This window comes from Pauljensenia sp. 27098_8_83 (assembly GCF_041432695.1).
GTDB lineage: Bacteria > Actinomycetota > Actinomycetes > Actinomycetales > Actinomycetaceae > Pauljensenia.
The window spans coordinates 27,883-54,450 of record NZ_JAPWAD010000008.1; the positions used below are offsets into that span (position 1 = coordinate 27,883).

Consider the following 26,568-nt stretch of genomic DNA (forward strand, 5'->3'; position numbering starts at 1 on the left):
TCCTCCCGTTTGCCGCGTGATGGGGATTCTAACTACACGACACAACCCTGTAAGTCTAGATTCTCGGTCAGCTTTTGTCATGATTTTTCCGTAACATCAAAAATAATCATGAAAACATGGTTAGTATTCATACGTCCCCATGCTCTCACGCATCCCCGCGGGAGAGTCCACTCATACAAATGGAGGTTCACATGGCAGACCAGAGGGCCGCAGAAGGCGCCCTGAAGCAGGGCTTCTCGGCAGTTGAGTCCACCAAGGCCGACATCGACAGCCACCTCAAGCGCCTCGAGGGCGACCTGTCGACCATCGGCAGCTCTTGGCAGGGTGCCGCGTCGGCACAGTTCACGATGCTGATGGCTCAGTGGCAGGAAAACGCCGCAAAGGTTAACCAGGCCCTTCAGGACCTCGCGGATAACCTGCGCGCCACTGATTCGTCGATGGAAGCCAACGAGTCGGAGACCGAGAACTCGTTCTCCAACCTGCTCGGCGGACTGTGAGAGATTAGGTAGATTAGGAGACTGACATGGATTTCCAGGTAAACTACGCCGCGCTTGACGCCGCCGCCGCTGACATCACAACCGGTGCCAATAACCTGCAGAACTGCCTCGACGACCTCGAGCAGACGCTGAACCAGCTGCGTTCCTCGTGGGAGGGTCAGACCCAGGAAGCCTACGACGATGCTCAGCGTCGTTGGAACCAGGGCCTTGAGGGCCTGAAGGACGTTCTGAACCGTACCTCCAGCGCTGTCGACGCCGCTCGCTCCAACTACCAGACGACGGACCAGTCCAACGCTGCCCGCTTCTGAGAGCATGAGCGCCTAGCGCTCTGGGGAGGGCCGTTCCATGTGGGGCGGCCCTCCCCTTTTCCATGCGCGCTGTGTCATGCGCGCTATTTCTCGTGCGCGCTGTGTCATGCGCGCTATTTCTCGTGCGCGCTGTGTCATGCGCGCTGTTTCTCGTGCGCCCGTCTTGCCGGGCCCGCGTTTACTCACATCCGGTGTTCGGTGCGTGCACTGCGCGAATGCTCGACCACTGGATCAACGTCGCTCGCGCCCAGCGTAATTTTCCGTCCGGTTGAATTGGCTATGTGCCGGGCAGCAGAAAACCGCCCCCTCCTTCGAAGGGGACAGCGGCGGGACGCATCCGACTGAACAAACTCAGACACTCACGCCCGGGGTCAGAGCCGCGTGCAGGACCAGGGGTCAGAGCCGTGTGCAGGGCACGGGGTCAGAGCAGCGTGCAGGGCGCAGGGTCAGAGCCGCGTGCAGGACCAGGGGTCAGAGCCGCGTACAGGGCACGGGGCCAGAGCCGGGACTGAGACCGGGACGCGTCATTCGAGTCAGCGAACAGAATCCGCGTCAGCGTGGACGATCGTGGCGCGACGTTCCCCCATGAGGATCTCGGTGCCCGCAGGGACCTCAACGGCCTGACCGCCGGTCAACGCGGTGATACGCCCGTCGGGGGTACGGATCTGCGTGCCGTTCGCGGAGAACGAGTCCTCAATCCACGCCCCACTTGCTGTGGGACCCACGCGCATGTGCGTGCGCGACAGGGACACCGTCGTATCGGGAACGACGACAGCGCGCGACCCTTCGGCGGCTGCAGGTGCCCGCCCCAGGGTCAGCGGCATGTCGATAAGCTCACGCTGGCCCGAGTCGAAAATGAGCCACAGGAGCTGCGCGCGCGGCGGCGTCGCAGGCGCACCCCACTGGGACTGGCCGGCACCTCCCCACTGCCCCTGGGGGGCGGCCGCGCGCTGGGCAGCCTGCACGTCGCGACGACTCGGCGGCGGTCCAGGCACGCCCGAGGCCGGGGCCTGGTACTGCACCGGAGCAGAGAACGGGGGCTGAGCGGGTTCCTGGCGCGTGGGCCCACCCCAGCCGTCCTGGGGCGCGGGCGACGCGGAGGGCGCGGGCGACGCGGAGGGCGCAGGCACCGCCGGGGGCTGCTGGGCTGGCACCTGTGCGGGCGTGGGCCGCTGGGGTGCCGGACGATGAGCCTCGGGCGCGCCCTGAGGTGGTGCGAGGAGCGCGTCGAACTGCGTGGGCTCGTGAGCGGCGGGCGCGGACGGGAGCGGCGCAGCAGCGGGCGCAGCCGGAACCGCGGGCACGCTCGGCGCGGACGGGAGCGGCACCGCCGGAACCTGCGCGGCAGCGGGCGCAGCCGGAACCGCGGGCGCGCTCGGCGCCACTGGCGCACTGTAGGGATCGTTCGCTCGCTGACCGGGAGCCGAGTAGTCGGGCACGGACGAAGGAACGGGAGTCAGCGGGGCACTCGGCGCATCCCACTGACCTGCACCTACCTGCACGCCTTCGAAGCCGCTGGGTGCCTGGCCGGGGCGGGGATGATCCACCGCCTGTCCGGGACCCGCAGCGAGGGCCGCATGTTTGCGCAGGTCGACGAAACGCGTATGCGTGGGCCCATTGAGCCACGTGCGCCCATCATGGACCATCGCGTACGAGGCCAGCAGACCCACAACCGTCACCTGAAGCAGCGCACTCAAGGCCGTGTAGCCCATGGCCGCTCCCAGCGAAGGAGTCTGGGCGTCATCCTCGTCTCGAATGAGGCACACGCGCATGAGGGCCATACCCGGGGTCCGCCCCGACACCCCCAGCATGACGCCGGAGGCAACCAAGGCCTCGGCGATGATCAGACCGACCGTCACCGGCGTGAAATAGACGAACCACGTCACCCCCACCAGCGCCCCGAGGACCAGCAGATCGATGACGTACGCGCCGACAAGCCGCGAAGCGGTCGCGCGGGCGAAAGGAGTCTTCGTGGTATCACCCATTACAGGATCGCCCTCCAAGCAAACTCGAAGAGACCCGAGGAGAAAATCGCCGCGGGGAGAAGTGCAAAAATACAGAACGACTGCACGAAGTCGAGGATCGTGCCGATCAGTGCGGCATGTCCCTTGGGCTCATACAGCGTCATCCAGGCCACCAGCGCGATGCCCGTCAGGACGAGGACGCACACGGGCAGGACGGGATAGATCTGCGCGCCGACCGCCCAGGACTTCACCCAGGTGCCAAAGAGGAAGGCACACCCGATGCCGGCGGCACCAATGCGCGGCAGGACCCTCCCCATCGGCGTGCGGGCACCCCTCGGCGCCGTTAACAGGGTCACCACGGCCGCGATGACGATCACGAAACCGCCGATGCCTCGGCCCATGGCCACCGTTGGCATCACCGTGCGAGCGAGGGGGATACCACCCGCGAGGGTGAACAACGTCGAGGCGGTCAGCAGCAGCGTGTAGCGGGCATCGGTGTGTCCGATCGCCGTCTTCATGCGCCCACCGGTCACCGGCGTGGGAGGGACCATCATAGGCTGGCGGATACGCGAGGCAATCGTTTGCACCGCCGCCGCATCGATCAGCTGACTGTCGGGCACGCGCAACGCGAAGCGCGGGGCCATGAGGAACAGGAACACACCCAGGGCCAACGCGAGCGGCGCAATGTTAATCAGGTGGAAGAACGGGTAGGCGCCAATCGTCACGAGGACGGTCGCCCCGAGCCACGCCATCATGGCACTGAGCGCCGTGGGCGTGTTCGTCAGCGAGAGCACCGCCAGGGACACGACGAGGGCCACCCACACCCCGACAACGGGCGCGAGCGAGAGGGCATGGATACCCGCCATCGACACGAAGCCGATGGCGCTGTAACCCGCGAGCGCCGGCATCAGGAGGAGCAGGAGGGACATCGAGCGCAGCCTGCGCGAGGCAAACAGCGGAATGATCGCAACCGCGCAGCACACCAGGGCGCATACTCCGCGCGCCCACGTGGGGATCGACGAGGCCGCGAGCGCCCAGGCGGGTCCGTCCTCCCTGTGGGCGAGCCCACTGAGCGCCGCGTCGCCCATCATGGGCAGCAGGCACAGTGAGGAGACCGCGCCAATGAGGAGGAAGCATAGGCCGACCAGGGCGAGGGTGGGGGAGAGCCACTGATTCTCGTAGCGCTCCGAGGCCTCGTTGAGCTGGCGGGCGGACAGGACCCGGCTGGACAGGGCGATCGTCGACCCGGCGGGCAGGTCGCGGCCGAGGACCGCAGCACCGTCGAGGGGACGCCCGTCGGCGTAGGAGATACGCACGGACGGCAAGGTGAGGTCGATGGCCAGCATGGCGCACAAACCTGCGACCGTGGTCCCTGTGGGAGCAGCGAAGTCGGAGGCCCCATCGGAGTCGATAACGGTCACGGACACCATGGTGGCGCTCATGAAACCTCCGATCTTCGGGAAACAACAGTGCCCAGTGTAATGCACCGAGGCTAACCGTCGGTTAAAACTTGGAAGAGCACTCAGCTACACTGGGGACAGTCGCATCGAACACGTACGCGCGCAGCGCGAGGAGACCTGATGGTTACACGCAAAAAACGGCGGATTGCCGCGGTTCCGGAGCAGCCTTCCGGCAGCTTGGCCCTGCAGATGCCGCCGGAGAAGGCTGAGCCCGCATCGATGGGCAACGTCCTCATGATGGTCGTCCCGATGCTCGGTTCGACGGGTGTCATGATTTTCATGGCGATGCAGAACAACGGTGGCGGGCGTTCCATGCTCATGGGCGGCGGCATGTTGGTCGCTATGCTGGGCATGGTCGGCTTCAACATGTACCGCCAGTTCTCCCAGTACCGTACGCGCGTGAAGACGCAGCGTCGCGAGTACCTGTCTTACCTCGCGGAGACGCGCGAGTCGATCCGCAAGGTCGCGAAGAAGCAGCGCGCCTACTACAACTGGGTCTACCCCGACCCCGACGCCCTGGTGACCCTGGCAGCGAACGGGTCTCGCCTGTGGTCGCGTGAGGGCAACACCTACGACGTGCTCACGTTCCGCTATGGCAGTGGTACGCAGCCCCTGGGCTTGACGTTCGAGCGTCCGCCGATCGATCCGATGACGGAGATGGACGTCGTGTGTCTGTCGGCGATGGAACGCTTCATCGCGGTGCACGATCACACGGACAACGTGGGTAAGTTCCTCTACCTGGGTGATTTCAGCCATATCGAGGTCGTCGGCGAGGGCGAGAGCGCCTACGACGAGATGCGCGCCATCATGATGCACTTGGCGTGTTTCATCGAGCCTTCCAAGCTCAAGATCGCGGTCCTGTGTTCGGCTGATCGTCTGGGCGACTGGGAATGGGTGAAGTGGATGCCACAGGCGCGCTCGGCCAACGTTCGCGACGCCATTGGCCCGGCTCGCATGATTTCCACGGACCCGCGTGAGTTGGTCGAGATGATCGGCCCCGATATCGCGATGCGCGGCGCGTATCGCCCGGGCGAAGAGATGCCTGAGTGGCCCCATCTCCTCCTCGTGTGCGACGGCGCCGAGTTCCCCACCTCCTCGCCCTTCGGGTCGATGGCGGGCGTGCGCGGCGTGACGATCATGAGCCGCGCCCGCGAGTGGACGCCGATGAAGTCTCACACTGCCCTGCGCCTCGTCATCCACCCCAGCCCGAATCGCAAGGGCGCGGACGTCGTCGACGTGGTGACCATGGACTCTGTGCCCGAGTCAGCCTTCGCAGATCGGCTCAGCGCCGTGCAGGCCGAGGCCGTGGCTCGTCGCATGACCCCCTTCGCCACCCAGGAGAAGCTGGAGGAGTCGGACACGCCGGTGGGCCGCTCGGACGAGTCGCGCCAGAAGGACCTCATGGAGCTGGTCGGTATCGGCGACATTCGAGACTTCGACCCGGAGAAGCAGTGGGTGCGACGCGAGGGGCGTGCACGCCTGGCCGCCCCCTTTGCGGTGACGCCCGAGGGCCGGCCCGTCGTCCTGGACATTAAGGAATCCGCCCAGCAGGGTATGGGTCCGCACGGCCTGCTGATCGGCGCGACCGGTTCAGGTAAGTCCGAGGTGTTGCGCACCCTCGTTCTCGCGCTGGCTTTGACCCACTCCCCCGAGCAGCTGAACCTGGTGCTCGTCGACTTCAAGGGTGGCGCGACCTTCGCCGGCATGGCGGACCTGCCGCACGTGTCGGCCATGATCTCGAACCTGGAGTCCGAGCTCTCGCTGGTTGACCGTATGCAGGACGCCCTGCAGGGCGAGATGGTGCGCCGCCAGGAGATGCTGCGTCAGGCCGGCAATTACGCGAACGTGTCCGATTACGAGGCGGACCGCCTCGCCGGCAAGCACGAGTACCCGCCGCTGCCGGCCCTGTTCATCGTCCTGGACGAGTTCACGGAAATGCTCATGGCCAAGCCGGAGTTCGGCGAGGTCTTCATCATGATCGGTCGTCTGGGCCGATCCTTGTCGGTGCACCTGTTGCTGGCTTCGCAGAAGATGGACCTGGGTAAGGCGCGCGGCCTGGAGTCGCACCTGTCGTACCGCATTGCGCTCAAGACGTTCACGGAGAGCGACTCGCGCGAGGTCCTGGGTATCCCCGACGCCGCGAAGCTGCCTCCGCTGCCCGGTTCGGGCTTCCTGAAGGCGGGCGGCGACGGCCTCGTTCGTTTCCGCGCGTCCTACGTGGCCGCTCCCCCGCCGGCGCGCACCCTCGCGTCGATTGCCGAGGCCTCGACGGCCGGCGCCCCGAGCGCGCCGATCGAGATCCTGCCGTTCACGGTCGCTCCCGTCATCACGCGCGAAGCCCTGGGCGAGGAGGAAGACGTCGATCAGAACCAGGAGATCGTCCTGGCCGGTGACGAGGTGTGGGCGGACATGTCCGAGATGGACATCGCGGTGGCCAAGATGAAGGGCAAGGGCTACCCGGCGCACCAGGTGTGGCTGCCTCCGCTGGAGGTTCCCGATACGTTCGCGACTCTCATGCCGGACTTGGCGCCGGATCCGGAGCTGGGCTTCATTTCTCGCGCCTGGCGCGAGTCCGGGGTCCTGCGCGTGCCCCTGGGCACGGTCGACCTGCCGCTTGAGCAGCGCCGCGAGACCCTGGTCCTGGACCTGTCGGGCGCGGGCGGTAACTTCGCGCTCGTGGGAGGCCCGCAGACCGGTAAGTCGACGGCGCTGCGCACGATCGTTCAGGCCCTGTCACTGACCTACACGCCTCAGGAAGTCCAGTTCTACGTGATGGACTTCGGTGGCGGTACCTTCGCGGGCTTTGCCGGCGCGCCGCACGTGGCCGGCGTGGCGACGCGCGACACCGAGGAAGTGCGCACGCGTATGCTCGCCGAGATCGCGGCGATCATGGACGACCGCGAGCGTTACTTCCGCGCGCACGGCATCGACTCGATGGATACCTACCGTCGTGGGCGCCTGGCGGGCACCTACGACGACGGCTACGGCGACGTGTTCCTGGTGATCGACGGGTGGGGTGCGCTGCGCTCCGAGTTCGATGGCCTGGACCGCGAGGTCACGACGATGATGAGTCGAGGCCTGTCGCTGGGCGTTCACCTGGTCATATCGGCAGCCCGTTGGATGGATATCCGCGCCGAGGCACAGGATATTTTCGGGTCGCGCCTGGAGCTGCACACGGCGAACCCGAAGGAGTCGATCGTCAACCGCGAGGGTGCCGCTCGCATTCCGAAGGGACGCCCGGGGCGCGGCATCGACATGGCGGGTCACGAGATGATGATCGGCCTGCCGCGCGCGGACGCGGAGCAGGATCCGTCAACCGTGTCGCAGGGCGTGGCGTACACGGTCAACAAGATTCGCGAGTGCCTGGTGGCGGGCGAGGGCCCGAAGCTGCGTTTGCTGCCCCAGCGGATCACGCTTCCGGAGATCCTCTCGCAGCTGCCGGATCAGCAGATCCTGCCGCGCGGCGGCGGCGACATGGTGCTCGGCGTGGAGGAGTCGCGCCTGGGGCCGCTCCTGTTCAACACTCGCGCGGAGTCGCACCTGTACCTGTTCGGCGACGGCAAGACGGGCAAGACCTCCTTCCTGCGGTCGATCATTTCCGAGGTCACGCGCCTGTACTCGCCCAACGAGGCGAAGATCCTGGCGATCGACATGCGCCGTTCGCTCCTGGGTGCGATCCCGGACGAGTATTCGCTGCGCTACCTGACGAACCATGCCGAGGCGATGAAGCAGCTGCGTGAGCTGGCTAAGTTCCTGCGCACGCGCCTGCCCGGTTCCGACGTGACCGCCGAGCAGATTCGCGAGCGCACGTGGTGGTCGGGTCCGGAAGTGTGGATCTTGGTCGACGACTACGACCTGGTGGCCACCTCGTCGGGTAACCCGCTGATGGAGCTCATTGACCTGCTGCCGCAGGCGGGAGACATCGGCCTGCATGTGATCATCACCCGTCGTATGGGCGGCGCGTCGCGCGCGGCCTACGAGAAGGTCCTGCAGATGATGAACGACCTGGCCGTCACCGGTATCCTCCTGTCCGGCAACCCCAGCGAGGGCGCGATCATCAACGGCGTGAAGCCGAAGCGCGCGATCGCTGGCCGCGCGCAGGTCGTTCACCGAGAGCTGGGCGTCGTCGCCGCGCAGCTCACGTGGACGCCGCCAGCAATTTGATCGTTTGTTGACACAGCGGCCCCTTCGTCGCATATGATTGACCAGTCTGAAAGTAGGAGAAAAACATGTCCTCTCTCGTGTCCCATCGCGCTCGCGCAGCCACCGCTTCCCTGCTGCTCGCTTCCGTCGCCCTGTCCGGTTGCAGCATCTTGGGTGGTGCGCGAAATTCCAGCGATATTTCGAAGTTGCCCAACATTCCCGAGGGACAAAAACAGCAGCTGGTCAGCCAGATGCAGTCTGCGTCCGGCTCGGAGAAGCAGGAGATCGCCGCGAAGGCGACGGCCCTGAGCAAGATGGTGGGAACGGAGCTGGTCGCGGTGGATCCCCCGTCGATCATCGACCAGACCTTCAAGTTGGATCCCAAGGGTAAGACCGTGGTGAACAAGGACGACAAGATCTACCTGATGATGTCGGCCACCGATTACTGGCGTCTGGGCCAGGACACCTACGACCTGTGCGTGGAGCAGGACTGCGAGTACTACTCGTCGTGGACGGTAGACGTGGAGGGCTCGGGCGCTGACCTGACGTACGTGTGGACCCTGAAGGTCGATGGTGACGATCAGCCCAAGGAGCCGCTGGTCCGCCGCTTCAAGGTCGGTAAGTAAGCGGCCCTGCGCATCGACACACTTTCTTCTTTTCTCATCAACCATTTAGGAGTCAACAATGGCCGGAAATGCAGACGTCAGTTACGACGACGACCAGCAGCAAGCAGCCGCACCGAAGGTGACCGAAACCTGGGACGCGGTGACGGGATCGCGCAAGCATACCGAGGCCCTAGGGTCCGCGCAGACATCCACCTTCTGGGGATACGAAGACGGGCCCGCGGACCTGCAACGCAGTGCTGAGAAGATGTTCGAAGCCGTATCCGGACTTCTCGCGGGCGAATCCACAATGCTCAAGAATTTCGAGGAGGATATGCATAAGGCCATGACCCGCTTCACCGGCACGGAATACGACAACCAGCTGGAGTTCAAAAACACGCAGGCCGACCAGCAGATGCAGGCAATCCGCTCCCAGAACCCGACCAAGTTCACCGCGATGCTTCACGCGCTCGGTTTGACCCCCGAAGATCTCGGCTCCGCTCTAGATCCACTGATCGCGCCCCCCACTCAATCGGGTGCTGGCTCGGCGGGTGGTTCGAGTGGTGCACCGACTACTTCCTCAGGCCCGTCGGACTACTGAGCTGCATAGCTAGATATAAGGAGTTTGTCACAATGGTTGCTTCACCGAATTATGAGCGTCTTAAGGTCTTCATGGAGGCGGCTCGCGCCAACAAGGGGCTTGACGCGTGGGACGGGGATCACGACAAGGCCTTGAAGGGCTTTGATGACGCCGTTGAGCGCCTGCGCGCCTATCGCGAGAGCCACGGCTTTACCGGCGCGACGGGTAGAGCCATGGATCGCTGGGTTGACGCGTCCATCACCCGCATCGAGAAGTATCGGGAGGGCTACGAGCGCGGCTATCACACCTACTCTCGAGGCCGTAACGTGATGGCGACGGCGCTGAGCGAAGCCGAGAAGCTCTCGCCGGACCTCCTCGACGCGAACACGGCGGCGATGCGCGATGACCTGCTCGTGTCGGTTCCCTCCAGCGAGCCCGGTACGGGCATCCGCTTCATGGGCAAGCTCTACACCACCGGCGCCGCCTACGTCGCCGCCGTCGAAGAGCAGGCGAACGAGCAGCGCGAGGCCGCGGCGAAGCGCATCATCGACATGGTGAACGACCGCACCTTGACGATCAGTGGCATCATGAAGGGCCAAATCACAGGTGAGCCCGGCGAAAAGGGCCGCAACCTGCAAAAATACGAAGACGAGGAGAAGAGTAAGGATCCAGGTGGTGGTGGCGGCGGCACCCAGGGCGGTGGCGGCACCCAGGGCGGTGGTGGCGGCACCAGCGGTGGTGGCGCTGGCGGCGGCGACTGGGGATACGGTAAGGGCGATGACTTCGGTCGCGCCGCGGATCGTAGCCCTTCTTCTCCCAACTACCCCGGTGGCTTCGACCAGCCGTGGTGGAGTGAGGCCGACGCTGCCGCGGCCCGCAACCGCATCATCTCCTCGGGCGCGGTTCCCACGCAGGAGCCCGCCTACGGAGAGGCCGGATCGCGCACGAACCCCATCACCGATCCCCAGGACCTCATGGGCAAGGATCTGCTGCATACGCGCGTGAACGGCACGGCCTACCGCAATGGCGTCGTCGGCGGGCATACCCCGGCACCGCCCGCGGATATGGATCACCCCCTGTGGCGCCTGAACGGCGGCGCGGCCTCCGCCGACGCGAGCACCACGGGACGGCTCGGTGGTGCTGGTGTGCTCGGTGCGGGTGCCCTCGGTATGCGTGGTGCCGCCCGTATGGGATCCGGCGGTCTTGGCGCGGGCATGCGCGGCATGACCGGTGGCCTGGGTGGCGCGGGGGCCTCCGCCTTGAAGGTCGGCTCCTACTCCGGGTCGGGTTTTGGCTCCTACAATCCCCCCGCGGGTGCGAACGGCCTGGCCGGTTCCGGGGCGGGCGCGTCGGGCGCGACGGGCGTTGCCGGTTCCACCGGGGCGAACGGTGGCGCGGCTGGCGCTGCCGGTGCCGCGGGCAAGGGTGGCTCGGGTTCGGGCTTCATGGGTGCGGGCGCTGGTGCGGGTGCGGGCGCGGGTAAGCAGGACAAGAAGGGTCGCAAGCGCCAGTACGTCGCCTTCAAGTTCGAGGACGACGAGGACGATCTGCCCGTCGGCTACGTCAACCCCATGTCCCAGACCTACGGGTCTGACACGACCATCACCCCGGCCAAGAGCACGGACGACGGATGGGATCCGCGCCAATGGTGAGCCTGTCCTCTCACGCCGCGCCCCGTTCTCCCTTCTCTTTCGTGGGGAGGGCGGGGCGCGCCGCGCGCGCCCTGACCACCGTCGCCTCCGCCCTGGCCCTCGCCGCTGGCGTCCTCACCCTGGCGCCGGCCCCGGCCCACGCGGACGACGCGGTGCCCTCACAGGAGTACTTCTCCTACTACCACTTCGACACCGCACGCCAGAAGGGATACACCGGTAAGGGTGTCACGATTGCCGTCATCGGTGGTCCGGTCGATACGAGTAATCCGGCCCTCAAGGGGGCGAACATCACTGATAAGAGCCGCTGCACCATCCAAGACTCACCCGAGGGCGTCCGCCACAATACTGACATGGCGATCATCCTGGTCTCCCCCATCTCGGGCGTGGCACCCGACGCAACCCTGTATAACTATCAGTCCTCCACCGGTTCGACAACATCGAACGGCTCGTGCGACTCCAACGGGGACGAGCTCAACACCACTGCCGCTCTCATTAACCAGGCCGTCGAAGACGGCGCCCAAATCATCTCGGTCTCCCAAAGCGTCAACGAATCGACCAACGAGCTCAAATGGGCCATCACCAACGCGATCACCAAGGGCGTCATCATCGTCGCCGCGGCCGGAAACGAGGGACACCAAGACGACACCACACAGCTGGGTAGGTACTCCGGTGTCGTCGGCGTGTCCGCCATCAACAGTGACGGCACCTTCGCCTCCTATTCCAACTCGGCCGATGGCATGGTCACCGGCGCCTTCGGCGGACCATACACCACGTACAACGTGAACACAGGGGAGCCGGCCACCGTTCACGGCACCTCCATATCCACCCCACTCGTGGCTGGCATGTTGGCCCTCGCGCGCCAAAAGTGGCCCGACGCCACCGCCAACCAGATCCTCCAACTCCTGGTCCACACCGGCCTGAACCCCAACCACGACTGGAACAAGTACACGGGCTACGGTGCCATCGATGGTGGCGCACTGGTCAACACGGATCCCTCGCAGTACCCCGACGAGAACCCCATCATCCAAAAGAACGGTGGTTCTGAACCCACCGCGCAGGAGGTCCAGGACTACATCGACGGAGTCGCAGGATCCTTACAGATAGCCTCCTTCCCCGACACCTACGTCTACCGCGGAACTGACCAAGGAGTCGTCTACGACCACGGGTCCATCCCCGTCCACCTGGGAACCAGCCCCCGCTACCACCGGAAGTGACCATGACACTCGCGCGAACCACCGCGCAACCCGCGCCCCGTTCTCCCTTCTCTTTCGTGGGGAGAGCGGGGCGCGCCGCGCGCGCCCTGACCACCATCGCCTCCGCACTCGCGCTGGCTGTCGGTGCTCTCACCGTGGCCCCGGCCCCCGCGCACGCAGCGGACCCGATCACCACCCAGGAGTACTTCTCCTACTATGGCTTCGACGCAGCACGCGAGAAGGGTTACACCGGTAAGGGCGTGACCATCGCCCTCTTTGATGGTCCCGTGGACACCAGCGCCCCCGAGCTGGCCGGCGCCACCATCGTCGACAAGAGCCGGTGCACCGTCATTGACTCCCCTGACGGCGTGCGCCACGCAACCGATATGGCGACGTTGCTGGTGTCTCCCTACACGGGCGTCGCTCCCGATGCGACGCTGTACACCTACCAGATTTCGTCAGAAGATTCGCAACCCGGTGGCACGTGCGGCGGCTTGACTGACAAGGCCGATAGCATCGACAAGCTGATCAATCAAGCCGTCGATGATGGAGCCCAAATCATCTCCATCTCTTTGAGTAACTCTGAGCACGGTTCGGAGATCAAGTGGGCGATCGCCAACGCGATCAGCAAGGGTGTCATCATTGTCTCCTCCTCCGGTAACGGAGCGACGGACGAAAACCGTAGCCACCTGGGTCGGTGGTCGGGCGTCGTTGGCGTCACCGCCATCAACACCGACGGCACGTTTGCGTCCTACTCCTCCTGGGGCAATGGTGTCGTCACCGCCGCTGTCGGCGGCCCGTACACTTATCTCGATGCAAGTACAAATCAACCTGCCACCACGCAAGGTACCTCCATCTCAACGGCCCTCGTCGCCGGAATGCTCGCACTGGCACGCCAGAAGTGGCCCGACGCCACCCCCAACCAGATCCTCCAGTCCCTGGTCCATTCCGGTCTGAACCCCAACCACGAGTGGAATCAATACACCGGATACGGAGCCATTGACGGCGGCGGACTCGTCATCGACGATCCCTCGCAGTACCCGGACGAGAACCCGATCCTCAACAAACCGGGTGGTTCCGAACCCACGGCTGATGAGGTAGCCGACTACGCCGACGGACTCATCAATCCCGCTGCCGAGCGGGAGGTCCCAGATTCCTACGTGTACCGAGGTGCCGACGATACCGTCGTCCTGTACCAGTCCGAGCTCAAGACACCGCTCCACCTGGGAACCAGCCCCCGCTACCACCGGAAGTGACCATGACACTCGCGCGAACCACCGCGCACCCCGCGCCCCGTTCTCCCTTCTCTTTCGTGGGGAGGGCGGGGCGCGCCGCATCCCCCACTACTTCTTCTTACGCGTCGTCTTCTGCGTGGTCTTTTGCGTCGTCTTCTTGTGGTAGCGCGGACTCGTCCCCAGGTGCGTCGGGTACGTGGCGTCGCGGCTGACGACGAGGCGTTCATCGAGACCCCGGTACTGGTAGGAGTTATCGTTCAGGATGACGCGAGGATCCACGACGCCATCCTTGTAGTCCTGCACGTCCTGGCGGCTCGGCACCGTGTTCTCGCCCTTGTCCATGAAGGGATTCTCATCCGGGAAAGACATCGGAGAAGTCGTGAGCAACGCGTACACGTCAAGCGCGCCATAGCCGGTGTACGGGTTCCACTGGCCGCCGTTTCCGCCCACACCGGTGTGTGCCAGGCCCTGCATGATCTGATTGCCGCTCGCGCCTGGCCACCGCTCCATCGACAGCGCCAGCGAACCCGCGACGAGGGGTGTCGCAAAAGAAGTCCCCCACCAATAACCGCGCTCCTGCGACACGCCGGAGCGCACGTACGGGCGCGCCAGGGCCGCCGTCGACACGGGGCTCCCCCAGTTCGAATAGTCCGCGATGACGCCGTTGTGCTCGATCGCGGCCACGCCCACAACGCCACCCCACGCGGGCAGCCAGTCCTTCGAATCGCGGGTCGAATCGTTGCCGACGCAGGCGACCACCGGGACTTCTTGCGCAATCGCGCGCGCCAGAGCCCAGCGCATACCCTCGTAAGTACTGGGGTAACTCGCTGACGTCGTGATCACGTCCACGCCGTCGTTCAGCGCAGTCTCAATGAGAACCGAGAGGTCGGAATAGCCTCGCAAGAACTCGCCAATCGCACAGTCGGGCCCAGTCCAATCGCCCGCAAAGGACAGCCCGTATGCGCGCAGCGTCGCGCCCGGCGCAATCCCAAACTGGGGCGAGACAATCTCTTGCGCAATGACCGTCCCGTGGTCCCAATACTTATCCTGAGAATTAACCTGGCAGGGACGGTAGATTTCGATGTCGGCGCCCGTCAACTCGGGAATGCCAGTGTTCACCGGCCCATCGATGAGGCCAATCGTCTTGCCCTTACCCGTAATCCCCGAGTTCCGTATCGCGTCCAGGTAGTAGTAGGAGTAGAAAGGCTCCTCATTCGCCCCAATCGCACTATCAGCCGAGGCCGGAGCCGCGGGAACCACCAGAGCCGTGAGCGCGAGCGCCCCGGCCACACCGATACCTGTGCCACGCCGCGCGACGCGACCGAACCCGTGCTTCATCACTATTCCTTTCGCTGCGCACCCCGGCGGCGCGCAACACGTCAGTCTACCATCCGGTCATGCGCGCGAGCGTGACGGCCAAACCGCCGCCACCGCGCCTCACGGCACCGTGACACACTGGGTGACGGGTGCCGATTCGCGGCCCGTGGCCTCCACGACGACGCTCACCGTCAGGCAGTTCTCACCGCTGACCGCGCTCGTCGTCAGGCTGTTGCGACGCATCGTCTCAGCGACCACGGCCTCGCCAGGGCGCGTCAGCAGATACTTAAAAGCCAGCTCCGTGGCCTGGTACTGCCCCTGCTGGGGGATATCCCAGCCCCACCGGATCTCTTTCCCATTCGGCGTCGCGGTGAGCCCCGTGACCGCCTGCGGAGGAGCCACGCTCGTATCCGTCCCCTGGCCGGCACCGCTCACAGACCCGCCCGTCGCCTCGGCGCTCGGCGTTGCCTCGCCGCCACCACCGCCCAGGTGAACGCTGTGCCCGCCGCCGGTCAGCATCGCGACCACCAGGCCAGCGGTCGCCAGCACCATGACGAGCGCAAGAACCGGCAGCACCCACGCGGGACGCTTCGACTCCCCCTCGACCAACCCGGTCCTGCCCGTCGTCGAATTGCCCGCCCAGGCCTCGTTCGACGAGGGCTGGGCACCATCCGCGAAACTACCGCGCCGGGTGCGCGTACGCTCCGCGTCGAGGGCCACCGGGGAGGGCGCGGACAGCGCCGAGGCGGGCGCACTCGAAGAAGCGACGACGCTCAGCTTCATCTCCGTGACCGGGCGATGCATCTCGCGCTCGATCGTCTGCAACGCGTAGCCGAGGGCCGCGGCAGAGCCGAAACGCTGCTCAGGATCCAGACTCATCGCGCGACGAACGATAGCCGTCACCGCCTCGGGCACGCCCGGACGGTCGATGCGCGACACACGGCCACGGGCCACGCGCTGGGCCACCGCCTGAGCAGAGTTATCCCCATCCACGACCTCGAAGGGCGAACGCCCCATCAAGAGTGTCCACAGGGTCGCACCCAGCGCCCACACGTCCTGCGTCGGGTGAGCGCGCGCGGTGCCCGCGATCTGCTCCGGGGGTGCCCACATCACCGAGAACCCGTCGCGGCCAGCGCGCGGATCCGTCCCCACCGGCTCCGAGACTCCGAAGTCCGTGAGCACCGGCGACCCGTAGGCGTTGATCATGATGTTGCTGGGCTTAATGTCGCGGTGCACGTATCCCGCACGGTGCAGCATCTCCGCGCCACCGCACATGCGGATCACCATGGACAGGGCCCGGTCCGTCGCCATCGGATTTGCGCGCACCTGGTCGAGGATGTTCGCCACGGGGCAATACTCCATCACCAGGTACGGGCGTCCATCCGGCGTGCGGCCCGCCCCGTAGAGCTGGGCGACAGCCGGGTGACCCGACACGAGGGCCATCACGTCCGCCTCGCGGGCAATACCGGCCTCACCGTCCGCCCCACGATCACGCCGGGCAACCTTCACGGCCACCTCTCGGCTGGGCAGCTCCTGGCGGCACAGGAACACGTCCGCGAAACCACCCGACCCCAGCGGCCGGATCCACTGGTATCCCGGCAGAACCGGGACCATCCCGACGCGAGCGTCGCTATCCATCAGCGTGTTCCTTTCCTACGACCCATACGCCCCGTCAACGGCCGACGCTTCGCCCCGGATGCGGCGGCCGCCTGGCGGCGCGCGCGTCGGCGCCAGCGCAACGACTTCAGCGACAGCGCATAACGCAGCCGCGCGAACGGGGAGACCGAGGCCGCCCACTCGCGGCGCAGCTCATCCACGTCCTCCCACGCCTGCTTCGCATCTTCAGGCCGTGCGCCGCCCGCGGCGAAGTCCGCGACATCCGCGCGACGCGCCACGGTGACCGGGCGGGGAACCGCGCCCGAGAACAGCGACCAGCCGGGCACACGCACGTCGGCCGCCGAGCGTGTGGCGGGCTTGCGAGACTTCGCCGCCCCCGCCTCGTCGTCCTCAGATTTGTCAGGCGTCCACTGCGAAGCCAACGCCCACGCGACCTCCTGACGGGTCAGGTGCGGCTCCACCACGAGGCCCGAGTCAATCGCCGTATCCACCAGCTCATCCCACGAACCGCGCACCGACTCGGCGGCCTGCGCGCCGCGGCGTGCCTTGCGGCGGCGAGACTTCGCGAGCAGCACCGCCAGAACCGGACCGACCAGCAGGAACAGGAACACGGACACCGTCCCGATAGCCATCCACGGGATGTGCAGGCCGTTCGGATCGTGCGGGTCCGTCGCCTGGTCACGGGTGGCCGGAGGCAGCTCGACCGGCTGTTCCGGGGGTTCCGGCGGCTGCAAAACCTGCGGCTTGGGCACAGACTTCGGCTTGTTCACCTGCGTCGTGGGCTGCTGATCGCGCGGAGGCGTCGGATCGAAAGTCGCCCAGCCCACGCCGGGGAACTCGACCTCGACCCACGCGTGCATATCCGAACCCGTCAGGTCGACGCCGCCCGACGTCCCCTCACGGTAGGCACCCATGACGACGCGAGCGTTAATCCCCTGCGAGTGCAGCATGAGCGCCATAAGCGTCGCGTACTGCTCGTCATCGCCCACCAGCGCCTCGGCGCTGATCATGCGCTCAATACGATCCTGGGAGGAACCGGGGCGCGAGTTAATCGTGTCGTCGTTCGAGTAAAAGCCGTCCGTGTGCAGGTAGCTCTCGATGGCGCGGGCCTTCTCCAGGTCCGAGCGCGCGCTCGTCGTGTGCTCCGATGCCAGGGAATCCACGTCCTTGGGCACATTTGTGTCCGTGCCCGCGTAGCGGGCCGCATCCACGCTGGCGAACTCCGAATCCTCGTGATCGCGCGGCATCGTCGTGCTCAGCGAATAGTTGAACTGGCCCGTCGGCCCCGTCGTCAGGGCGGTCTCCGCCCACAGGTCGTAGTTCAAGCCCTTCTGCTGCTCAGCAGCGTTCGGGTCGGAAGGCTCAAAACGCAGCACCGATACCTCGCCAAACGTCGGCACCCACGGGCCCAAGAGCTGCGAGGTAGACACCGAGGCCTGCTCTCCCGCCGTTTCTGCGCTGCGTCCCGGGATCGTGGACCCGACGCGGCGGTACCCAGCGGTACCATCAGCGTTGTTCGTCACACCCATGCCGAACGTCGTTCCGTCGTACACCTCCATCGCGCCCAGGCGCACGCGCGCCCCCTTGGGCAGATTGGACACACGGATCAGGGATTCGTCCTCCAGATCCTTGTTGTAGTGGCGGTAACTGGACAGCGGAGAGGGGTACTCGCGTGCATCCACGGGCGGTTCCACGACGTCGCGCCCAACGACGCGGTCCGAGGCCGTGGGGCCCAGCAGTGACGCCGCGGGGAGGGCGGCCGCGACCATCACGCCCACCATCAGGGCACCCATGCCCACGCGCCACCACACGTGCACGACCTGACGCGACGAGCCACCCATCGTCGTGGATGCAGTGGTCGACGACGCGGACATACCGATCACGATGTCGGCACCCATGCGGGCACGGCCAATCGCCGACGCCCACGCCCACCACACGATCAGGCCAACCCACCACGCAATAACGAGGAGGGACGAGGGCGCCTCGTGCGTGGGCCCCCACACGATCGCAATCACTCCGGCGAGAATCAGCGGCAGGGACCCCCACATGGGACGCCCGTACCGTACTGTGACGACCCCCGCAGCAACCGAGCACACGAGGCACGTCATCCACGGGACCATCGCCGGACCAACATAGGAACCGGCAGGGGGCGTCAGCGTCAGAAGATCCTTCCAGGCCTCGACCGAACCGATCACCAGCGTCTGGAGAGTGCGCGACGTGGGAACCACGACCCACCGGGTCGTGTCTCGCAGGGCTGCCGCCCCGCCCAACAGGAAGTGAGCCGCGACGACGCAAGCCACGATCGACAGCAGGTCCCAGCGCCACTTTGCCGCCGCCCACGCGAGAGCAAGGCCGGTCGCGACGCCCGCGAGCGCCGCGATCACACCCTGACCGCCGCCAAAGACGGACTCGAACTGTACCACCGGGCCAGCGAACAGAATGGCAAGAATCAGGAGGGACCACGCGGGCATGGCGGCGCGGTGCACCGAGCCACCCATGGTGGTTTCTTGGGCAGTCGACCGACGCGTTCGACGCGGCGGCGTGGCCTGACGAGAGGGGGTGCGGGTAGGCGTACTCACGCGTTCACCCCCCGCGACACGAGCATCGGCAGGTCCTCCAGGGAGGGGCAATCGATGATGACGCCACGCGTGATCTTGCGCCGGCGCCTCGCCCGTCCCGGGACCACGCGAATGACGGACACGACCACGTCGACTGGCGCGATATTTGCCAGGCGGGCCGCTTCCTCGTCATCCACGGACTCACTCACCACGATCGACAGGACCGAAATTCCGCCGCGTTCCATGATGCAGCGACGGACGATGCCCGCGAAGTCGGGACGCGTCGAGGTCTCCATCTCGGACAGCGCATCCAGCATCGCCATGGGCGTTCCCGTCGGAATCCACTCGTCCGCGGTGTGCATCGACACCGTGCGCGCCTCACCCGACCCTGCGATCGCCAGCGACGCAGCGACCGACACGGCTGTCTCGAAGGAACGCCGATCCCACGCGTCCATGCGCGTGTCGAGGAGCACCATGTGGTGGGAACGGTGAGTCTCCTCGAACTGGCGTACGATCAGGCGGCCCAGGCGCGCCGTCGAGGGCCAGTGCACCGCGCGCCGGTCGTCGCCCGGCTCATAATCACGCAGTGCGTGGAAGGACACGTCCGAACTGGTCAGCTTCTCGCTGGCCACGCCTTCGACATCCATCTGCATACCCGTCGCGTCAAACGAGAAGCGCACCGTCGGCGGATGCACGTGCACCAGGATCGGCTCGTCCCAGGAGCGCACACGGCGCAGCAGGCCCAGGCCGTCCATACGCACGGTGCGCGCCGGGCCCACGTTGATCACGCCGCGGCGCTTCGTCATCACCGAAAATGCCTCGTTCCACGTGCTGTTCGCGCTGATCGGAGGCACCAGGAACTCGCCACTGCCTCGTCCGATCGTGACCTCCACGATCGTCGAACCCGAGCGATGCCCGGACTCGTTCACCACGCGGATGCGCCCCACCGCCACCTGACCGGCAACGATGCGATCATTCTTCATGCGCAAGGACACCGACAGCGGCGACGGGGACGCGACCGAGGCGACCGCGACCACGAGGGCCACCAGGCCCATCACGGCAACGATGAAGCCCTCCAGCCATCCGAAGGCCGCCGCGGCGACGCCACCCGCGGTCGTGACCGCGATCACCGCCCACCCGACCGGCGTGAGCGCGCCCAGCCAACGGGCCGCCGCGTCGTAACCGGGCAGAGCCCGCACGCGTTCGCCCATGGCACGCCACGCGCCGTTGAGAAGTCGACGTAGTTTCTTCACGCGAACATCACTCCGGACGGCATTCGCCGATGAGGTAGGACCCTTGCTTGAAGGCATCCTCGCTGTCTGCCTGGGTGGTCAGGCGCGTCCAGATCGGGCCCGCACCATCCACACGCACCCACTCCGTGCCGTTCGTGCGGTCGTTGCGCACGGGGCACACGTGCGGCTCCGAGGAACTCGACCAGCCCGGCGCGCTCAGCGTGAACGTGTGGCACGAGGCCGGGTTGAACCCGTGCTCGTCGCCGCGGCAGGTCTGCACCCACTGAGCGCTCACGTCGAGCTTCGTCACGGAGTCCGGATGCTGGCTCATCGTCTTCGAGCCCTGCGCGTTTTCCGCGGTGACACTCGCCCGGTACCGTTTGCCCTGCTCCAGGTTCGAGAACGTCACCTCCGTGGCGTTACCGGACACGGGCTTCGTCTCGCTACCCAGGGTCACGTAAATCGTGCTGACCGCCGGGTTTGCGCCGATGGGATCCCACTGCACCGTCAGGCTCGTCGAATTGACGTTCGTGATTCTCACGCCCACCTCCGAGGGCACACCCGTCGCCGTACCCGTCGCCGCAACGACGGGAGAGACAGCCAGCGTGTTGTTCAAACCGATGCCCGTCTGGCAGAAGTAGTACGTCGTTGGCGCCCACCCGTTAGAGGGCACGATCGTGCCATCACTAATCGGCTGGCCGCTGCCACACCCGTTCTCGCTGGAGGAGTAGCGCAACGTCAGGTCGGAGGCATCGAAGCCTCGGCCCGTCGCAATCGACAGCCCGCTCACCCTCAGCTCACCCGGCGTGTTCGTTCCCGACAGGGTCGGGGCAGAAATCGGCGCGGGGGTCGTCGCAATCGAAACCTGCGCGTAACCGGCGCCGGCCTGGTCGCCGTCCGAGTTCGTCAGCACGACCGACACCGGTACCCCGCGACCGGTCTGCACGCCCGACAGCGTCACAGACGTCTGGCCCGGCCCAGCCGTTTCGGTCACGCCACCAGCCGTGACCGTGGTGGGACCCCAGCCTCGACCATTGGAATTGCCCAGCGACCACGAGACCTCAACCGTCGCGCGGTTCGGGTCCGAACCCGCACCCACCGGCACTGCCGACACGTTACCCGCCGGATCGGGGGCGCCGTGCGGGTAGCTCGCCGTCGGCGAGGACGGCGGCGAAGGTGTCTCCGCATTGTTCAGCGCCTGAACGGACACCGAGTACAGCTCACCGTTCTTCAATCCGCCGATCCGGATCGAGTTCTCAGAGCCCGACACCGACTGCGAGATCGGCTGGCCACCCGACGGCAAATTAACGAACACCATGTACGTGTGGATCGCAGACCCCGAGTTATTGGGCTTCACCCACGAGATATCGAGGGCACCATCGACACCCACGACCGTGGGTGCCGCCATCTGCTCGGGCGCCGCGTCGATCAGCACCTCAGCCGATGCGGTCGACGGATCCGAATCCCCGGCCTCGTTGTGCGCGACGACCGTGAAGGAGTGCTTCACGCCGTTCTCCAGGCCCGTGACCTGGACGCCCGGATCGCGCGTCGTGAAGGTCCGGCCGCTGTTCCTATCGGTGATCGTGTAGCCCGAAATCGTGCCGCCGTTCGCGGCGCCCGGCTGGAAACTCACGAACGCCGTGCCTGCCCCCATCGGGGTCACCGACACGTTCTGGGGCGGATCGGGACGGTCCAGGACCTTCACGATGACGCGGCCCTGCACGATGCGATCAGGGTCATTCGTCGCATCCATGACGCGGTACACAACGATCATGTCGCCGTGGAAGCCCGCCTTGGGCGTCACCGACAGAACATTCCCGTCGCCGGAGGCCGTTCCCTGCCCCACGTGAACAGACGCGTCGAGGACGACGAGCGGCTCCGTAAACGGGTTCGTCGTGTACTCCGCCAGATTCACGTTCGCAGTCTGACCAGCGTTGACCTTGATGCGCGCGTCCGTCGTCGTCACGAGGGGTTTCGAGGACTTCACGATCGTCACCGGAATATCGGCATTGACCGCGCCCGAACCGTCATCGACGCTGACCGTGATCGCGCCGACCGGCCCCTTCGGCTGGTCCTTCTTGCCGGTCACCGTCAGATTGAAGCCGTCCAGGGACACGTCGACGCCACCGGGGGCCTTGACCACGGCGTACGTGAAGGAACCCTTCGCCTGATCGTCCGGGTCATCCACCATCTGCGTGAGATCCACCGTCACGGCCTCACCCTGTCCCACGAGGATCGGGGTCGGGGTCAGACGCGGCGGTAGGTTCCTGGCCGGCTGGATCGTCACCGGGATCGTCAGCGTCGAGGACAGGGCCGAGGCATCGTCCGACGCGCCGTCACGCACCGTGAAAGACAATGACGCCTTGCCGGACGCCGTGTCGGGAGCGCTCACCACGAGGTGCGTCGAATCCTGCAGGGACACCGAATCCAGGCCTCCGTTGAACTTCACCGAGGCCGCGTCCGTAATGATCGGGGAACGCGAATGATCGCGCACGAGCACGTAGTCGCCGATATCGAGGGTCGCCGACGAACCCGCGCGGATCGCCACCGGAATACGCGTCATATCCAGGCGCGGGGCCAGCAGGTCGGTACCCGGGACGGTCACGACCGCGCTCGCGCTCAGGCCGTCGGGATCCGTCACTGTGTAGACGACGAGGCGACGACGCGCATCCGGGGAAATTGACAGGTTCTGCCCCGACACGCTCACGCCCGAGCCCTGGGCCGACACCGTCAGCGCAGCCGTCGTCCCATCCGGGTCCTCGTCATTGACGAGGACGGGAACGCTCACGGGCTTCGAATCGGCGGGTAGGTCCGCGACAGACACGACGTCGTCGCGGGCAATCGGGGCGCGCAGCGGCGCATCAGCATCCACCGTCACCGTCAACTGCCCTTGCGCGCGTCCGCCTCGTCCATCCTGAATCTGGTAGGCAACGACGAACACGCCATCGGCTGCGGGGGCCTTGACCGTCACCGCATCCTGCGCCACGGTGACGGTAGCTGCGGGATCCGACACCGACACGGTCGCCGGGTCCGTATCGACCGACAGGGCGTCACCATCCGCATCCAAGTCGTTGCTCAGGACGTTGACACTCACCTCGCGTCCCGGTCGAATCGTCACCGAGTCAGGCACGGCCGTCGGGTTGTGGTTCTGCGATCCCGGGGGTGCAATACCAACGCGCACGCGGGCGCGCCCCTGCACGCCGAGGCGGTCCTCGACAATGTAGGAGAACGTGTCCGTACCGGTCGCGTTGTCGGAGGGCGTGTACTCCAGCCACTCCGTACCCAGCACGACGCTGCCCTTGGCGGGCGGCTGGTCAATGCCGACCAGAGCGACCGAGTCGCCGTCCGGGTCGATGCCGGTGAGCGGCACGGGGATGCGCGTCATTTGCCCCTGAACGGCCCACGCGCTCAGCGCCTTGGGCACGGGGGCGCTATTCGCGTCGGAAGCTGCCACGACCTCGAACGTCACGGTCGACGTCGCGCGGTTACCCACCGAATCAACGACCGTGTATGCCACGCGCACGACGCCGGGCTCAGTACCCGCAGCCAAGCGCACCTGGTTGCCGGTCACGAAGACCGTGCCCAGCTCGCCACCCGACATGACCTGCACGCCCGGGTCAACGTTCAGCGACAGACCGATCGGCGACCGGTCATTCGACAGGACAGCAACCGAACCAATGTCGCCCGCGCGTACCTTGGCGGTATCAGGATTCGCCTCGGGCGGCGTTTCCTCGCTCTGGGCCTCCGTCGGGATGACGCTCACCTGAGCGGTAGCGGAACCCGCGCCGTTGGACACCGTGTATGTAAACGCGGTGACGTCGCTCAAGCCCGCAGGTGACGTAATGCGCAGCAAGTGACGCTCAATGAGGGTTACTTCGAGGCCAGAGTTCGCGGGCACGTCAATCGATTGGACGACGAGCACGCCACCCGACGGGTCCGTGTCATTCGCCAGCGGCGCAATCAGCGAAGCGCCACCGCTGGGCAAAACCGCCAGGTCATCCTCGGCGATCGGCACCGCATTCGTATCGTCCGCGACCACGTCGACGCGGATGACGCCGACAGTCGTTGACGGTCCGTCGGAAATCGTGTAGGTGAACTGGAAGGAGCCCGGAACCGACCCCGTGAACGTCAGCGTGCCGCGCGACAGGTCGGCGCTCACAGACGTACCCGCCGGTGGCGTGCCCGCAGCAACGAGGTTCAGCGTATCCCCATTGGGGTCGGTGTCGTTCTCGACCGGGTCGATCGTCAGCGGCTCGCCCACGCGTGCCACGTAAAAGTCCGCGCGCGCAATGGGCGGCACGTTGCCGTTCTCCTGCACGCTCACCTGCAGCTCGCCCGCGGTCTCCGCGTGCCCGTCCGACATGGTGACGGCGATTGCCTTGACGCCCGCGCCGGAACCCAGGTCGCGGATCTGAACTGTCCCGTCCTCAGAGAACTGCACGGCCATGCCATCGGGAGCCGTCGCCGACTTCAGGTAGAACTGGTCTCCATCGGGATCAATCCAGTCCGACAGCAGGTTGTACTCCACCTGCGCGTTCGCGCCAACCTTGACAACCGGGTGCTTGAGCTGGCGCGGACCCTCGTTCTGGCTCCACGGGTGAATCGTCACATTCACCGTCGCCGTCGCACCCGCGAGGCCGTCCGAGGCCTCGTACGTGAAGGACGTCGACCCGCTCGTCATAGACTCCGGAATGTCCGTGATCTGTAGGGCGCGCCCGCCCCTCGTGCGCACGACCGTCCCGAACTCCGGATTCGTCAGGGCGCGCGCCGTCAGCACGTCGCCGTCATCATCCGAGTCGTTGTCGAGGACCGGCAGGAGCGTCGAACGACCCGGGCGGATGCCAAAGTCGTCGTCGACGGCCTCGGGCGGAGTGTTCTTGTCGTTGTGCTCCGGCTCGGAGACCTGCTCGCGATCATCGGGAGTCGGAGTATCTTCTTCCTCCTGCTCCTCGGTGGGGATCTGATCCCAGTTGTCGACAACAACCATGTTCTTGTCCGGCAGCCACAGCGTGCCCGTCGACACATCATTGAGGACGATGCGCGTGCGGTTCGTCCGGAAAACAGCGGACGTGGCCTCGGCGAGCGTAGGCACAGTCTGCGCCTGGTTGCGCGTCGAATCCGTGCAGGTGCGCACGAAGGCGCCCGAACCCGCCCACGCGCCGTAGGAGCAGCCGCCGTGGAAAACCGGGGGTGCGGGTGTGCCCTTCTGACCGCCGTCCGAGGCCGGCTGGCGGTCCACCGACTTGCCGTTCAGGGAGACGGCCACGAGCTCGGCATCGGTGGCCAGCAGGACGGAGGACGCATCGTCGCCGGGGGCCTGCAGGACCGCGCCGGTCACGTGCTCCTCGGCGAGGTCGCGTACCTTGCCGCCGGGCAACACCAGCTTGTTACCGGCCTGGTCGTAGATGACGGGCTTGTCACCGACCGCGGTGATCGTCGGTATTCCGGCCGGGGTGAAATCCTTGATCTCCGTGGTCTTTGCACGCCAAGCCTGGCCCTCTCGCGTGAGCGTGACCAGCTTGGAGGACCCGGGAGAGTATGCGAAGACCGTCCCCGCGAGCGACACCGCGACGACCCCGTCACTCAGGTCGTTCGCGATTGCATCCTCGCGCACGAGCGACATGGAAGCCGGTTCGTTGGCATCACCCACCCACAGCAGGCCCTCGTTGGGGTCGAGGACGGCCAACACGGACCCGCCCTGGACCTGGACCGCGTTCTCGGGCAGCGTGATCGCCTGGCCCAGCGAGAAGGACGTGGAGCGCACGGGCGTAACCGTACGGCCCACTGTTTCCCCCAGCGTCACGTCGCCGCCGGCCTGCCCAATGTCGAAGGACGCGGACTTGACCGAGACCGTGCCGTCGAGCATGAGCGCGTCGTAGTTGAGGTGGCCCAGGAGCTTACGATCCTGGTTCGTCACCCAAATGCCACCGTCATCGACGCTGACCTGGGTGACCTCGACGCCGCGGTAGACCACCGCGAGGACGCACAGCATCACGGACACCAGCAGGACGGCGATTGCGGGTATCCGCTTCGACCAGGTGTTTCGCGTTCGACGCGCCTTGTTCATGTCGCTTCCTCAGTCTTCATGTGCGCACTGTTGTGGGGCGGTATCTGTATCCGCGTGGCCATGGTGAGCCATTCCAAGGATACACACCGACCAACCCTATGGATAAACGCCCGAGACAACAACAGGTACTGAATAAGTTCAAA

General features: G+C 66.1%; 15 protein-coding genes. 8 read left to right on the plus strand and 7 right to left on the minus strand.

Annotation, left to right across the window (positions count from 1 at the left end; genetic code table 11):
• Positions 1–191 precede the first annotated feature (191 nt).
• Positions 192–497, plus strand: a complete 306-nt coding sequence (locus O3656_RS04590; protein WP_500062830.1) for a WXG100 family type VII secretion target — start codon at positions 192–194, stop codon at positions 495–497.
• A 26-nt stretch (positions 498–523) separates the two neighbouring features.
• Positions 524–805 (plus strand): WXG100 family type VII secretion target, encoded by a 282-nt coding sequence (locus O3656_RS04595; RefSeq protein WP_500062831.1) that lies wholly within the window; start codon positions 524–526, stop codon positions 803–805.
• Positions 806–1,338: 533 nt separating this feature from the next.
• Here the strand turns inward: O3656_RS04595 and O3656_RS04600 are convergent.
• Together O3656_RS04600 and O3656_RS04605 are read right to left on the minus strand one after the other, a co-directional pair.
• Positions 1,339–2,790: an RDD family protein gene (locus O3656_RS04600; RefSeq protein ID WP_500062832.1), complete on the minus strand. Its 1,452-nt coding sequence runs from the start codon at positions 2,788–2,790 to the stop codon at positions 1,339–1,341.
• On the minus strand, positions 2,790–4,211 hold the full coding sequence (locus O3656_RS04605) for a hypothetical protein (protein ID WP_500062833.1): 1,422 nt from the start codon (positions 4,209–4,211) through the stop codon (positions 2,790–2,792). Before O3656_RS04605 ends, O3656_RS04600 begins: the two co-directional genes overlap by 1 nt.
• Before the next feature lie 138 nt (positions 4,212–4,349).
• Here O3656_RS04605 and eccCa point away from each other — a divergent pair, with 138 nt between their 5' ends.
• From eccCa to O3656_RS04635, 6 genes are all read left to right on the plus strand, one after another.
• Positions 4,350–8,393: a type VII secretion protein EccCa gene (gene eccCa, locus O3656_RS04610; protein WP_500062834.1), complete on the plus strand. Its 4,044-nt coding sequence runs from the start codon at positions 4,350–4,352 to the stop codon at positions 8,391–8,393.
• Between the two features lie 65 nt (positions 8,394–8,458).
• A complete protein-coding gene (locus O3656_RS04615; RefSeq protein ID WP_500062835.1) occupies positions 8,459–8,998 on the plus strand; it encodes a hypothetical protein in 540 nt (179 codons plus the stop codon).
• 58 nt (positions 8,999–9,056) lie between these two features.
• Positions 9,057–9,575: a hypothetical protein gene (locus tag O3656_RS04620; protein WP_500062836.1), complete on the plus strand. Its 519-nt coding sequence runs from the start codon at positions 9,057–9,059 to the stop codon at positions 9,573–9,575.
• 32 nt (positions 9,576–9,607) lie between these two features.
• Positions 9,608–11,206, plus strand: coding sequence for a hypothetical protein (locus O3656_RS04625; RefSeq protein WP_500062837.1), 1,599 nt, complete (start codon positions 9,608–9,610; stop codon positions 11,204–11,206).
• On the plus strand, positions 11,185–12,420 hold the full coding sequence (locus O3656_RS04630; RefSeq protein ID WP_500062838.1) for a S8 family peptidase: 1,236 nt from the start codon (positions 11,185–11,187) through the stop codon (positions 12,418–12,420). The genes O3656_RS04625 and O3656_RS04630 overlap by 22 nt, the downstream gene beginning before the upstream one ends.
• Positions 12,421–12,422: 2 nt before the next feature.
• Entirely contained in the window at positions 12,423–13,655 is a 1,233-nt protein-coding gene (locus O3656_RS04635) for a S8 family peptidase (RefSeq protein WP_500062839.1), read from the plus strand.
• A gap of 87 nt (positions 13,656–13,742) precedes the next feature.
• Here O3656_RS04635 and O3656_RS04640 read toward each other — a convergent pair whose 3' ends face one another.
• From O3656_RS04640 to O3656_RS04660, 5 genes are all read right to left on the minus strand, one after another.
• Positions 13,743–14,972: a S8 family peptidase gene (locus tag O3656_RS04640; RefSeq protein ID WP_500062840.1), complete on the minus strand. Its 1,230-nt coding sequence runs from the start codon at positions 14,970–14,972 to the stop codon at positions 13,743–13,745.
• A gap of 99 nt (positions 14,973–15,071) precedes the next feature.
• Complete coding sequence (locus tag O3656_RS04645) at positions 15,072–16,589, minus strand: serine/threonine-protein kinase (RefSeq protein ID WP_500062841.1); 1,518 nt, start codon at positions 16,587–16,589, stop codon at positions 15,072–15,074.
• Positions 16,589–19,066 carry a transglutaminase-like domain-containing protein gene (locus O3656_RS04650; RefSeq protein ID WP_500062865.1) on the minus strand — a complete coding sequence of 826 codons (2,478 nt, stop codon included), beginning with the start codon at positions 19,064–19,066 and terminating at the stop codon, positions 16,589–16,591. Before O3656_RS04650 ends, O3656_RS04645 begins: the two co-directional genes overlap by 1 nt.
• A gap of 77 nt (positions 19,067–19,143) precedes the next feature.
• A complete protein-coding gene (locus tag O3656_RS04655; protein WP_500062842.1) occupies positions 19,144–20,379 on the minus strand; it encodes a DUF58 domain-containing protein in 1,236 nt (411 codons plus the stop codon).
• 7 nt (positions 20,380–20,386) lie between these two features.
• Positions 20,387–26,425, minus strand: coding sequence for an Ig-like domain-containing protein (locus O3656_RS04660; RefSeq protein ID WP_500062843.1), 6,039 nt, complete (start codon positions 26,423–26,425; stop codon positions 20,387–20,389).
• Between the last annotated feature and the right edge of the window lie 143 nt (positions 26,426–26,568).

Coding starts and splice junctions, on each gene's coding strand:
- O3656_RS04590 (WP_500062830.1), top strand. CDS start 192: ATGGCAGACCAGAGGGCCGCAGAAGGCGCCCTGAAGCAGGGCTTCTCG.
- O3656_RS04595 (WP_500062831.1), top strand. CDS start 524: ATGGATTTCCAGGTAAACTACGCCGCGCTTGACGCCGCCGCCGCTGAC.
- O3656_RS04600 (WP_500062832.1), bottom strand. CDS start 2,790: ATGGGTGATACCACGAAGACTCCTTTCGCCCGCGCGACCGCTTCGCGG.
- O3656_RS04605 (WP_500062833.1), bottom strand. CDS start 4,211: ATGAGCGCCACCATGGTGTCCGTGACCGTTATCGACTCCGATGGGGCC.
- eccCa (WP_500062834.1), top strand. CDS start 4,350: ATGGTTACACGCAAAAAACGGCGGATTGCCGCGGTTCCGGAGCAGCCT.
- O3656_RS04615 (WP_500062835.1), top strand. CDS start 8,459: ATGTCCTCTCTCGTGTCCCATCGCGCTCGCGCAGCCACCGCTTCCCTG.
- O3656_RS04620 (WP_500062836.1), top strand. CDS start 9,057: ATGGCCGGAAATGCAGACGTCAGTTACGACGACGACCAGCAGCAAGCA.
- O3656_RS04625 (WP_500062837.1), top strand. CDS start 9,608: ATGGTTGCTTCACCGAATTATGAGCGTCTTAAGGTCTTCATGGAGGCG.
- O3656_RS04630 (WP_500062838.1), top strand. CDS start 11,185: ATGGGATCCGCGCCAATGGTGAGCCTGTCCTCTCACGCCGCGCCCCGT.
- O3656_RS04635 (WP_500062839.1), top strand. CDS start 12,423: ATGACACTCGCGCGAACCACCGCGCAACCCGCGCCCCGTTCTCCCTTC.
- O3656_RS04640 (WP_500062840.1), bottom strand. CDS start 14,972: ATGAAGCACGGGTTCGGTCGCGTCGCGCGGCGTGGCACAGGTATCGGT.
- O3656_RS04645 (WP_500062841.1), bottom strand. CDS start 16,589: ATGGATAGCGACGCTCGCGTCGGGATGGTCCCGGTTCTGCCGGGATAC.
- O3656_RS04650 (WP_500062865.1), bottom strand. CDS start 19,066: ATGGGTGGCTCGGTGCACCGCGCCGCCATGCCCGCGTGGTCCCTCCTG.
- O3656_RS04660 (WP_500062843.1), bottom strand. CDS start 26,425: ATGAACAAGGCGCGTCGAACGCGAAACACCTGGTCGAAGCGGATACCC.